Origin of the sequence: Aureimonas sp. D3 (assembly GCF_001463805.1) — a bacterium.
Taxonomy (GTDB): Bacteria; Pseudomonadota; Alphaproteobacteria; order Rhizobiales; family Rhizobiaceae; genus Aureimonas; species Aureimonas ureilytica_A.
Genome location: NZ_BBWM01000029.1, coordinates 182,615 through 194,411, shown reverse-complemented (window position 1 = coordinate 194,411; position 11,797 = coordinate 182,615). Strand labels below are relative to the sequence as shown.

General features: G+C 65.6%; 8 protein-coding genes. 6 read left to right on the top strand and 2 right to left on the bottom strand.

Features of this window, described 5'->3' with window-relative positions; genetic code table 11:
- The first annotated feature begins 18 nt into the window (after positions 1-18).
- The 6 genes from AUL36_RS08230 (at position 19) to AUL36_RS08205 (ending at position 7,118) form a co-directional block, all read left to right on the top strand.
- Positions 19-723 (top strand): GntR family transcriptional regulator, encoded by a 705-nt coding sequence (locus AUL36_RS08230; RefSeq protein ID WP_062219644.1) that lies wholly within the window; start codon positions 19-21, stop codon positions 721-723.
- 115 nt (positions 724-838) lie between these two features.
- A complete protein-coding gene (locus tag AUL36_RS08225; RefSeq protein ID WP_062219642.1) occupies positions 839-1,903 on the top strand; it encodes an ABC transporter ATP-binding protein in 1,065 nt (354 codons plus the stop codon).
- A 52-nt stretch (positions 1,904-1,955) separates the two neighbouring features.
- On the top strand, positions 1,956-3,194 hold the full coding sequence (locus AUL36_RS08220) for an ABC transporter substrate-binding protein (RefSeq protein ID WP_062219640.1): 1,239 nt from the start codon (positions 1,956-1,958) through the stop codon (positions 3,192-3,194).
- Between the two features lie 123 nt (positions 3,195-3,317).
- A complete protein-coding gene (locus AUL36_RS08215) occupies positions 3,318-4,226 on the top strand; it encodes a carbohydrate ABC transporter permease (protein WP_062219693.1) in 909 nt (302 codons plus the stop codon).
- A 3-nt stretch (positions 4,227-4,229) separates the two neighbouring features.
- Entirely contained in the window at positions 4,230-5,084 is an 855-nt protein-coding gene (locus AUL36_RS08210) for a carbohydrate ABC transporter permease (protein WP_062219638.1), read from the top strand.
- Between the two features lie 9 nt (positions 5,085-5,093).
- A complete protein-coding gene (locus tag AUL36_RS08205; protein ID WP_062219636.1) occupies positions 5,094-7,118 on the top strand; it encodes an alpha-glucosidase in 2,025 nt (674 codons plus the stop codon).
- An 8-nt stretch (positions 7,119-7,126) separates the two neighbouring features.
- Here AUL36_RS08205 and AUL36_RS08200 read toward each other — a convergent pair whose 3' ends face one another.
- Both AUL36_RS08200 and AUL36_RS08195 read right to left on the bottom strand, forming a co-directional pair.
- A complete protein-coding gene (locus AUL36_RS08200) occupies positions 7,127-8,146 on the bottom strand; it encodes a helix-turn-helix domain-containing protein (protein WP_062219633.1) in 1,020 nt (339 codons plus the stop codon).
- Between the two features lie 178 nt (positions 8,147-8,324).
- Positions 8,325-11,729, bottom strand: coding sequence for an acyl-[ACP]--phospholipid O-acyltransferase (locus AUL36_RS08195; protein ID WP_062219631.1), 3,405 nt, complete (start codon positions 11,727-11,729; stop codon positions 8,325-8,327).
- Positions 11,730-11,797 lie beyond the last annotated feature (68 nt).

Genomic DNA, 11,797 nt, shown 5'->3' with positions numbered 1-11,797 from the left:
GAGTGGGAGGCAGGCGGGATGCGACAGGTGCGGGGCAGTCTCCCCGTCTATCTCCAACTGGCGGAAACGCTGGTGCGCGACATCGCGGCGGGGCGGCTGATCGAAGGGGAGAAACTGCCACCCGAGCGCGACATGGCGCTCACGATGGGCACCTCCATCGGCACGCTGCGCAAAGCCCTGGCCGAGTTGCAGCATCGCGGGCTGTTGGAGCGCGTGCAGGGCTCGGGCAATTACATCCGGGCGGCGAGCGATCCCCAGAGCCTCTACGCCATGTTCCGGCTGGAACTGATCGAGGGCGGTGGCCTGCCGACGGCCGAGGTGCTGGATGTCGAGCGCTTGCCCAAGCCCGAGGGGATCGCCGGCTTCGGCCCGTCGCCTTCCGGCCACCGTATCCGCCGCCTGCGATGCCTCTCCGGCCGCATCGCGGCGCTGGAGGAAATCTGGCTGGACGGGAGTTTCGCCGACGCCATCACGACCGACGATCTTTCGGAATCGCTCTATCTCTTCTACCGGACGCGCCTCGGCCTCTTCATCGAAAAGGCGGAGGACCGGATCGATCTCGGCCATGTGCCGGACTGGAAGCCGAGCGCCTTCGAACCCAAAGTCGGCGCGCCGATCTGCCATATCTTCCGCAAGAGCTGGGCGGCGGACGGCACGATCGCGGAAGTTTCGCACACTTGGTACGACACCCGAGTGGCGCGCTATGTCTCGCGAATCCGGTGAGGGCCAGTGTCTCTGGCGCTGCACAATTGATACATGATTGATCTAAGATTTTCTTCCGCGCTAGATTGCGGGAGAAAGCCGACTCTCGGATGTCGGATGGGAGGAAGCGGACAGCATGGCATCGGTCAGCCTGCGCAGGCTCGAAAAGAGCTATGGCGGTACCCAGGTCGTCAAAGGCATCGATCTGGATATTGCCGATGGCGAACTGGTCGTGCTTGTCGGCCCGTCGGGCTGCGGCAAGTCCACGACGCTGCGCATGGTGGCGGGTCTCGAAAGCGTGACCTCGGGCGAGGTGCGCATCGGCGATCAGGTAGTGAACGCGCTGCCGCCGCGCGAGCGCGACATCGCCATGGTGTTTCAGGATTACGCCCTGTACCCGCACAAGACCGTGCGCGAAAACATGGGCTTCAGCCTCAAGGTGCGCGGCATCAAGGGCGCGGAGGCCGACAAGCGCATTCAGGATGCGGCCGAGATGCTGGGCATCGCGCATCTCCTCGACCGCCGTCCCGGCCAGTTGTCGGGCGGCCAGCGCCAGCGTGTCGCCATGGGCCGCGCCATCGTGCGCCGGCCGCAGCTTTTCCTGTTCGACGAGCCGCTCTCCAATCTCGATGCCAAGCTGCGCGGCGAGGTGCGCACCGAGATCAAGCGCCTGCATCAGACGATCGGCACCACGATCCTCTATGTCACGCATGATCAGGTCGAGGCGATGACGCTGGCCGATCGCATCGTCATCCTGCGCGGCGGTGAGATCGAGCAGGTCGGCACGCCGGACGAGGTCTATAACCATCCCTCCAGCGTGTTCGTGGGCGGTTTCATCGGCTCACCCGCCATGAACTTCGCCCGCGCGCGGATCGAAGGCGGACGTCTCCTCTTCTCGGGCGGCCATATGCTGCCGCTCGCCCCGGGCACGGCCGGCGATGAGGGGCGCGAGGTCATGGTCGGCATCCGGCCCGAACATTTCGGGCTGGCGCAGGACGGGGCGGCGACGCTCGAGGTCGGTGCGGAGGTGGTCGAACCGCTGGGGTCGGATACCCTGGTGCATTTCGCCTTGGGAGGGGCGAGGCTCACGGCGCGAATGCCGCCCGCGTTTCGGGCCGATGCCGGACAGAAATTCCACGTCGGGGTCGATTCCACGAAAATCCATCTCTTCGATGCGGCGAGCGAGAAGGCCATAAGCTGAGGCGACGGAACTTCGCCGCCCCTGCACAGAATCAACGGGAGGAATTGGACGGATGCGCAAACGCTTTCTCATCCGCGCGGCGCTCGGCGCCTGTGTGCTCGCGGCGACGCCCGCGCTGGCGCAAACGCAGCTCAAGATCTTCGTATCGAGCCAGCATCAACCGGATGTCTGGCGCCAGGAACTCGACGCCTACGAGGCCAAGAATCCAGGCGTGAAGGTCACGATCGAGACCGGCGGCAACACGTCCGAGACGCAGGCGCAGTATCTCAACACGGTGATGTCCGCCAAGGACCCCAATCTCGACGTGCTGATGCTCGACGTCATCCGCCCGGCGCAATATGCGGCCGCCGGCTGGACGACGCATTTCCCCGAGAAGGATCTCTCCGTCTATCTGCCGGCCTATGCGGAGGCCAACACGATCAATGGCGAGGCCGTGGCCCTGCCGGCCTTCGCGGACGCGATGTTCCTCTACTATCGCAAAGATCTCCTGGACAAATACGGCATCGCGCCACCCAAGACCTGGGACGAGCTGAAGGCAGCCGCCCGGAAAGTTTCGGCCGGCGAGGGGAGTGCCGCCGCCGATCTTCAGGGCCTGAGCTTCCAGGGCAAGGCGATCGAAGGCGCGGTCTGCACCTTCCTCCTGCCCTACTGGAGCCAGGGCAAGCAGCTGGTGAAGGACGGAAAGCTCGATTTCGACAAGGAGGCAGCCGTCCGCTCGCTCGCCCTGTGGAAGAGCTTCGTCGACGATGGCGTCGCCAAGAAGAACATTTCCGAAGTTGCGACCGACGACACGCGCAAGGAGTTCCAGGCCGGCAAGGTGCTCTTCGCCATCAACTGGTCCTATGCCTGGAAGCACTTCCAGGGGCCGGAATCGGCGGTCGCCGGCAAGGTCGGCGTCGCGCGCCTGCCGGCGCTGGGGACGGGCGAGCAGTCGAGCTGCCTCGGTGGCTGGGAGTTCGGTGTGTCCGCCTATTCGCAGCATCAGGACGAGGCCAAGAAGCTCGCCGAATATCTGAGCGGCCAGGAAGTTTCGAAATACATGGCGGTCAACGGCGCGCTGCTGCCGACCTATGCCAGCCTCTATGGCGACCCGGACGTGTTGAAGTCCGCGCCCTGGTTCGCCGAAGCGCTGCCGGTGGTTGAAACCGCCCGCGCCCGGCCGGTGACGCCGCGCTACAACGAGGTGAGCGAGGTGATCCGCACGACGGTGAACGCCGTTCTCTCCGGCGTGTCGACGCCCGAAGAGGGGGCCGCGCAGATCGAAAGCCGGCTGCGTCGCATCCTGCGCTGAGCGCTGACGCATTCGCAAAGCCGAACCGGCGCGGGTCTCGCGCCGGTTTGATGGCGAAGGCTCGGCAGAGGGCGTTCACGACGGTAAGGATGGGTGATCGTGACCTTGGCAGCGACGGACGGCATGAAACGGACCGATCGACAGCCCGCGGCTTGGCTGCGCTGGCTCGACCCGAGCGACAAGGTGCTGGCCGCCTGGCTGCTCGCGCCGGCCGCGCTGCTTCTGTGCGTCATCATCGTCTATCCCGTCGGCCGGCTGATCTGGATGAGCTTCCAGAATCTGTCGCTGACCTCGGGTCTTCCGGCCTCCTTCGCCGGGTTCGAGAACTACGCCCTGATGTGGGACGATCCGGTCTTCTGGGAGGCGTCCTGGAACACGCTCCTGATCGTGGCCATCACCGTGCCCGGCGCGCTTCTCATGGGGCTCGGCATGGCGCTTCTGGCCAATTTGCCCTTCCGGCACAAATGGCCGGTGCGCCTGTCGCTCCTCATTCCCTGGGCGCTGCCGCTCTCCTTCGCGGGCCTCATCTTCGCGTGGTTCTTCCACTATGAATACGGCATCGTGAACGATGTCCTGAATCGGGTCGGGCTCCAAGGCGTGATCTGGTTCAACTCGCCGGGTTGGGCTTTTGCCGCCATCTGCCTCACCATCGTCTGGAAGACCGCGTCCTTCATGGCGCTGATCATCCTCGCCGGACTCCAGACCATTCCGCGCTCGCTCTACGAGGCGGCGGACGTGGACGGGGCGGGGCGCGTCCGGCAGTTCTTCGAGATCACGCTGCCGCTCCTGAAGCCTGCCATCGTCATCGCGCTGATCTTCCGCACGATCACCGCGCTCCAGACTTTCGACATTCCCTATATGATGACCGGGGGCGGCCCCGGGACCTCCACCGTCACGCTCGCCATGTATATCCATCAGAACACCGTGTCCTTTCTGGACCTCGGCTATGGCTCGGCGCTGGCGGTGGTCATGTTCGCCTTCTCCATGCTGGTGACTTTCCTGTATCTCCACATGCTGCGCCGAAAGGGTTGAGCCATGAGCACGGTGGTCGCCTCTTCGCCCCTGGCGCTCTTCTCGGGCAAACCGCTGCGCTTCCTCGCTGCCGGGGTGCTGCTGGTGAACGGCCTCTTTCCCGCGCTCTGGATTCTGTTCACCTCGCTCAAGACGGAAGGCGAGCTGACCCTCAAGCCCATCACCTGGGCCCCGCATCAGCCGACGCTCGCCAATTACGTCACGGCCTTTTCCGACCAGCCCCTGCATCTCTTCCTGTTCAATTCGGTCATGGTGGCGCTGCTCTCGACGGCCTTGACGCTTCTCGTCTCGGTTCTGGCGGCCTATGCGCTGGCGCGGCTTCAACTGGCCTATCGCGGGTTGATCCTGTCGCTGATCATCGCCGTCTCGACCTTTCCGCTGGTCACGCTGCTCGTTCCGCTGTTCGAGACCATGCGCGCGTTGAACCTCCTGAACACATGGGTCGCGCTGATCCTGCCCTATACCGTCCTGTCGCTGCCGGTCTGCACGCTGATTCTCACCTCCTTCTTCGAGGGTATTCCGCAGGATCTGGAGAATGCCGCGATGATCGATGGTTGCACGCGGCTCGGCGCCCTGTTCAGGATCGTGGTGCCGATCTCGGCGCCCGGCGTCTTCACCGCCGGCATTCTCGCCTTCGTCAATTCCTGGGACGAGTTCCTCCTGGCGCTGTCCTTCAATTCCAACCCGGCGCTGCGCACACTGCCGGTCGGCATCCAGCTCTATCAGGGCGAGTTCTCGTTCCCCTGGCCGGTGATCTCGGCCGCGCTGGTGGTCGGCATCGTGCCGGTCGCCGTCCTGATCGTGATCTTCCAGGAGCGCGTCGTTTCCGGTCTCACCGCCGGCAGCATCAAGGGCTGAAGGACCGTCATGACATCAGACCCGGTTTCCCCGCTCGCCGCCCTCGTTCTGACCACCGAGCCGGACGGCTTCTCGCTTGTCCTCTCCGGCAAGCTTGTGCTCACGCACAGCGCCGCCGCGCCCTGCCTCTTTGTCGGCCAGGGCCAGGAGCGGATGGAGATGTATCGGGGCAATTTCGACATCGAGGATTATGTCGTGGAGCGTGTCGCGCTGCGCCATGCCGCGATCTCGGGGGATGTGATCGATCTCTCGCCCAGCCCTTCTGAGCCGGCGCGCCTGCGCCTGAGAGTGGAGGGAGCCGCGCTGCGCTTCGAGGCGCTGGACCCCGCGATCAACCGACTCTGGCTTCGCGTTCAGGCCGAAGCGGGCGAGCATGTCTGGGGCGGCGGCGAGCAGATGTCCTATTTCGACATGCGCGGCCAGCGCTTTCCGCTCTGGACCTCCGAGCCCGGCGTCGGGCGAGACAAGACGCGCGAGCTGACGTTCAAGGCCGATGTCGCGGGCCGGGCGGGCGGCGACTATTACCACACGAACTATCCCCAGCCGACCTACCTGTCCTCGCGCCGCTATGCGCTCCATGTCGAGACGCCGGCCTATTCGGTCTTCGATTTTCGCCATGAGGCGTTTCACGAGATCGAAGTCTGGGCCGTTCCCGAGCGGATCGAGTTCTTTGCTGCCAGCGATTTCGAAGGGCTGGTGGACCAGCTCTCCACCCGCTTCGGCCGCCAGCCGCCGTTGCCCGATTGGGTCTATAGGGGCGCGATCATCGGGCTGAAGGATGGGGAAAAGTCCTTTGAACGGCTCGACAGGATTCGCGCGGCGGGCGCGGCCGTCTCAGGCCTTTGGTGCGAGGATTGGGTGGGGCTGCGTCATACGTCGTTCGGCGCGCGGCTCTTCTGGGACTGGCAGGCCAACGAGACGCGCTATCCCGGCCTGCGCCAGCGCATTGCCGAGTTGAAGAGCGAGGGCATCCGGTTTCTCGGCTACGTGAACCCCTATCTCTGCGCCGACGGCCCGCTTTTCCCGAAGGCCGAAGCGGCCGGCTATTTTGCGACCAATGCCGAGGGCAAGACCGCCCTGGTCGATTTCGGCGAGTTCGATTGCGGCGTCGTGGACTTCACCAATCCGGCGGCGGCGGACTGGTTCGCCGAGGAGGTGATCGGGCGCAACATGCTGGACTTCGGCCTGTCCGGCTGGATGGCGGATTTCGGCGAATATCTGCCGGTGAACGTGCAACTCGCCAATGGCGTGGACGCCAAGCTCATGCACAATCCCTGGCCGACCCTTTGGGCCGAGGTCAACGCGCGGGCCGTCGCCAGTCGGGGCATGACGGGGGAGGCGCTGTTCTTCATGCGCGCGGGCTTCACCGGCGTCGGGGCGCATTGCCCGCTTCTGTGGGGCGGAGATCAGTCGGTGGACTTCTCGCGCCATGATGGGCTGGTGACGGTCATCTCCGGCGCTTTGTCCTCCGGCCTGCTCGGCAATGCCTACCATCATTCCGACATCGGCGGTTATACGAGCCTCTTCGGCAATGTCCGCACGCCCGAGCTGATCATGCGCTGGGCCGAGATGGCCGCCTTCACGGCCGTCATGCGCACGCACGAGGGCAACCGCCCGCGCGACAATCTCCAGATCGACGGCGACGAGGCGGTGCTCTCGCATTTCGCGCGGATGACGCGGCTCTATGTCCATCTCGCGCCCTATCTGCGAAGCCTTTCGGACGAGGCGGTTCAGCGCGGCCTGCCCGTGCAGCGCCCGCTCTTCCTGCATTTCCCGGACGATCGGGCGACCTATGCGATCCAGGACAGCTATCTCTACGGGCGCGACCTACTCGTTGCGCCGGTCTGGCGGGAGGGCGAGACCTCGCGCGAGGTCTATCTGCCCGAGGGCGCGGATTGGGAGCATGTCTGGAGCGGTGCGCGATATGGGGGCGGGGCGACGATCCCGGTCGAGGCACCGCTCCGGCGCCCGCCCGTCTTCATCCGCCAAGGCTCGGCTTGGGCGGACCTGTTCAGAGGGCTCGCCACGCTTTGACAACCGCCTCAGCCGCCGCGCGCGACGGCCTGCCGCCAGTGCTCGAACAGCATCTGGCTGCTGCTGATATAGGTCCATCCGCTCTGGCGCGCCTCGCGGGGGGAGCAGCCGAACTGGCGTTCGAATGAACGCGTGAAGCTCGTCACATTACCGAAGCCCAGCGCTTGGGCAATCTCGCCGACCGAGCGATGCTCCTCCGGATGAAACAGAAGCGCGCGCGCCGCATCCAGCCGACGCTTCTGGATATAGGAGAGAATGCCGCCGAAGGGCGAAAAGGCGCGGTAGAGGGTCGAGCGGGGAATATCCAGCTCGTGGCAGATCATGTCCGGCGTCAGGTCGGGCGATCCGATATGGCGCTCGATATGGCGCTCGACGCGCAGGCGAACGGCCGAAATCAGGCTTCCCTTGGCCAGATGGTCGGTGCCGGTCAATTCCGCGAGGCTGGAGGCCATCAGCGTCAGCGTCGCCGCTGCCATGCGCTCGGCCTCGGCCTTGTGCATGTTGGGCAGGTAGCGGCAGAGGGCCGTCAGATGCTCGGCCAGAATCCAGCCGCTGGCCGAGCGCAGGATATGCCCGTGCGGGATCGTGACATCGGGCGCGGCCTCCATGAAGGTCTGGCGCGGCACGTTGACCATGGCGTAGCTCGCCTGCGTGGTCACCACGTGAAAGGGCTTGGACGCGTCGAGAAGGCAGATGTCGCCGTCCTCGCTCGAAAAAGGCCGCCCATCCGCCTCGCCGACCCAAAGCCCCTTCATGAACAGAAGGAAGACGATGTTGTCGTAGCCGTCCGACAGGCTCTCCGCCTTGCGCTCCAGCCGGCAGGGCGATGTGTGGCCATGGGTGAAGACGATTTTCTGAAGAAGCCAAGCCGACAGATCCATCGCGAAATCGGTCAGATCGTCGTTCGGGATCGAAATGGCATATTGCGGCACCGCCGCGCGCCAGGTCTTGAACGCCGCCTCTTTCCCTAGTTGCGAGCTTCTAAGATCGATCCGGGGCAATGTGGCGGTCGTCGATGAAGCGGCCATTCGAAACGCTCCGATGCACGGGCTGCGGCTCTGTGAGGGCCGCACACTAAAACTGATCAGCCACGACTTTAAGGAAGAACAATCGTTGAAAAAAGGTTAGCACCTCTTCGCCTTTGTTTCGTTGGCGGTCTTCATGCCAGCCTTCGCTGCGCGCGGCCGGCCGATCCCCTACCGGACCTCATGCCGACAATTCAGGCTCTCGTCTCGCACGACCCTCCCGCACAAGTGCATTGGCCGCCTGAACGTCGATCTTGCCCGTTCCCAGAAGGGGCAGTTTCTCAAGAACCCTGACTTCGGCGGGCACGGTGAGATCACCGGCCTTTTTTGCGCGCGCGAAGCTTTGGAAATCCGCCCGCCTCGCGCCATGCTCCTGCGTCAGAAGAACGATCCGCTCCCCTTTGCGCTCGTCGGGCACCGACACGGCGACGGACAGGGCACCGGGCCAAAGCTCTGCCGCCAGCGCCTCGACGGCAGCGAGCGACACCATCTCGCCGCCGATCTTGGCAAAGCGCTTGGCGCGGCCCTCGATGCGCACGAACCCGTCCGCGTCGATCGACACGATATCGCCCGTATCGTGCCATCCTCCTTCCGGCGGCTGAAGTGCGCCGGGTCGATCGGCCTTGAGATAGCCCAGCATGACGTTCGGCCCGCGTACGATCAGACGACCTCCTGTCTCGATGCCGGGAACCGGCTCCAGCCGATGTTCGATGCCGGGCAGGAGGCGGCCCACCGTGCCGGGGCGATTGTGCATCGCCGTATTGAGCGCGAGAACGGGCGCCGTTTCGGTGACGCCATAGCCCTCGAACAGACGCACGCCGAAGCGCTCGGCATAGGTCTGCCGCGTTGCCGCGCGGATCGGCTCAGCCCCGGCAAAGACGTAGCGCAGCGAGCGAAAGTCGTAGGGATGGGCTGTGCGGGCATAGCCCGTGAGGAACGTGTCCGTGCCGAACAGGATCGTCGCATTGGAGCCGTAGATGAGTTCCGGCACGATCCGGTAATGCAGCGGCGAGGGGTAGAGGAAAATCGGCACGCCGGACACGAGCGGCAACAGCGTGCCGGCCGTCAGGCCGAAGGAATGGAACATCGGCAGGACGTTGAACACCTTATCCCGACCGTTGAAGTCGATCCGCGCCGCGACCTGCGCGATATTGGACAGGACGTTGCGATGGCTGAGGACGACGCCCTTCGGCGCGCCTTCCGAGCCGGACGTAAAAAGAATGGCCGCCGGATCGTCCGCCTTGCGGGGGACGAGCGGGTGCTTGCGACGCAGGAGGCCGACAAGTTTCTGGCGCGGGGTGACGCCGGCTCGGATATCCTCCAGCCAGACAAAGGTGAGGTCGCCTTGCAGTGCCTCGACGAGGGGCTGAAGCTTCGCCTTTTCGATGAAGGCCCGCGAGGACAGAATGGTGCGCGCCCCGCTGGCCGTTGCGGCGGAGCGAATGTTGGCCGCGCCCGCCGTGAAGTTGATCATGGCCGGTACGCGCCCCGCCGACATGAGGCCGAGGCAGGTCGCGACCGTGCCAGCCGCGTTCGGCAGCATGACGCCGACCGCCTCGCCGGGGGCAAAACGTGCGTCGAAACACGAGGCCAGCACGCGCACGCCGGTCAGCAGCCGGCCGAAGCTCATGCGGCCTGACATGGGGTCTTCCACGGCCAGTCGCGACAGGCCGGTGCGCTCGGCGGCGTGGATGAGGCGCTCGACCACGCTTACATCCGTACGCTCGGTGCGGAACACCAGGTCGGACATGGTGTCAGTGAGACGCGCGCCGGCCGCCGCGCGGCGCTGGCGGGCCGTGCCGCCCTCCGGCATGGCGATGCGCACGGGATCGAGGATCGTGACGCGGACCTTGGGAAAGAGCCGGCGGCGAACCTCGCCGCCCGTCAGGCGTGAGGCATAGCTTTGCTCCAGCCCTTCGATGCGGATCGGCACCACGGGCGCGCCGGTCTTGCCGGCGACGAGCGCCGCGCCGTCATAGATCTTCATCAAGGCGCCGGTCGTGGTGATGCGCCCTTCCGGGAAGATCACGAGCGGCGAGCCGGCGTCCACAGCCTTGATCAGCGTGCGCGTCGAGATCGGGCGCGAGGGATCGAGCGGCAGGGCGTGGACGAGCTTCAGGAAGGGCCGCACCCAGGCGCGCTGCGCGATCGTATGGTCTATGGCGAAGACGGGATCGCGATCGGTCAGCGACAGGGCGAGGGCCGCGTCGAGAAGGCTGACATGGTTGAACGCGAGGATGGGGGCAGGGCCGGCGGCTTCCAGCTTCTCCAGCCCGCGCACTTCCAGCCGGAAGACGACCCGAAAGAGAATGGACAGCGCATCGCGCAAGGGCGGTGTCGGCAGATGACGCAGCAGGAGGACGGCGGCCAGGAGATTGATAAGCGACAGGCCGGCGAGGATCGCGGCGAGGCTGGCCCCTGCATATTGCACGAGCGCGAGCATCAGGCTGCCGCCCACCATGAACGCGGCGCTTAGCGCGTTGGCCCCCGCAATGGTGCGTGCGCGCCGCGTGACCGGCGCCCAGGCCTGAATGGCCGCGAAGGCGGGAACCGAGATCAGCGCTGCGGCCACCGCCATGCCCGCCAGATCGACCAGGGCGCGCAGCGAGCCCGGCGCCCCAAGAAAGGCCGACACACCGGAGACCACGGGCGCGCCGGACTGCGATCCGACCGTCCAGGCGAGGTCGGCCCCGAACAGCGCGACCAGTGCCATGCCCAGCACGGCCGGCAGAAGTGTCGTGCGTCCCTGGCAAAGCCATGCGGCGAGCGCCGAGCCCGCCGCGATGGCGACCGAATAGATGGCCAGCGCGAGAGTGACTGCGCTCTGCGTCCCGCCAAGGCCGTTCTTGATGATGGCCGGGAGGAGCGACATCAGGATGAGCCCGAGCATCCAGAACCAAGAGATCGTCAGAGCCGCCATCAGAATCCGGCGATCCCCGCGCAGCGCCGCGATGAAACGGCCCGTCGAGCGCAGGATATTCACGTCCATGGCGGCGGTGGGGTCGGCGATCATGCCTTTGGGCATGGCGCGCGCCGTCAGCCAACTCGTCACGGCGACGATGCAAAGGAGCGCGGCCGCCCAGCCGGTATGGGCCGTGGACAGGAGGCCGGCGGTGATCGTGCCGGCGAGAATAGCGGTGAATGTCCCACCTTCCACCCAGGCATTGGCACGGGGGAGCTCTTCGGTCGCCAATTGCTCGGGCAGGACTGAGTATTTGATCGGGCCGAACAGGGCCGACACCGTTCCGAAGCCGGCCAGGGCCAGCATCATCATCGGCAGAGAGCCGAGTAGCAGTGCCACGGCTCCAAGCGCGGCCACGCCGATTTCCGCGAGTTTCAGCCGCTGGGCGACCAGGGCCTTGTCGAACCGATCGGCCATCTGACCGCCCAAAGCGGCCAGCAGCAGGAAGGGCAGCATGAAGATGGCTCCCGCCAGCGCGATCATGGGTCCGGCGTCCTGGCTCGCGGCGCGAAACAGGATGAGAAAAACGAGCGTGTTGCGCAGGAGATTGTCGCCGAACGCCGTCAGGAACTGCGTCCAGAACAAGGGCGCGAAACGCCGCGAGCGCAGAAGGGAGGAAGCCATGTCCGAAACCTTGGCGAGCGGAAGGAAGGGGCGAGCAGAAAGACGAGCGCCGGCTGCGGGAGCCGGCG

Coding starts and splice junctions, on each gene's coding strand:
- AUL36_RS08230 (WP_062219644.1), top strand. CDS start 19: ATGCGACAGGTGCGGGGCAGTCTCCCCGTCTATCTCCAACTGGCGGAA.
- AUL36_RS08225 (WP_062219642.1), top strand. CDS start 839: ATGGCATCGGTCAGCCTGCGCAGGCTCGAAAAGAGCTATGGCGGTACC.
- AUL36_RS08220 (WP_062219640.1), top strand. CDS start 1,956: ATGCGCAAACGCTTTCTCATCCGCGCGGCGCTCGGCGCCTGTGTGCTC.
- AUL36_RS08215 (WP_062219693.1), top strand. CDS start 3,318: ATGAAACGGACCGATCGACAGCCCGCGGCTTGGCTGCGCTGGCTCGAC.
- AUL36_RS08210 (WP_062219638.1), top strand. CDS start 4,230: ATGAGCACGGTGGTCGCCTCTTCGCCCCTGGCGCTCTTCTCGGGCAAA.
- AUL36_RS08205 (WP_062219636.1), top strand. CDS start 5,094: ATGACATCAGACCCGGTTTCCCCGCTCGCCGCCCTCGTTCTGACCACC.
- AUL36_RS08200 (WP_062219633.1), bottom strand. CDS start 8,146: ATGGCCGCTTCATCGACGACCGCCACATTGCCCCGGATCGATCTTAGA.
- AUL36_RS08195 (WP_062219631.1), bottom strand. CDS start 11,729: ATGGCTTCCTCCCTTCTGCGCTCGCGGCGTTTCGCGCCCTTGTTCTGG.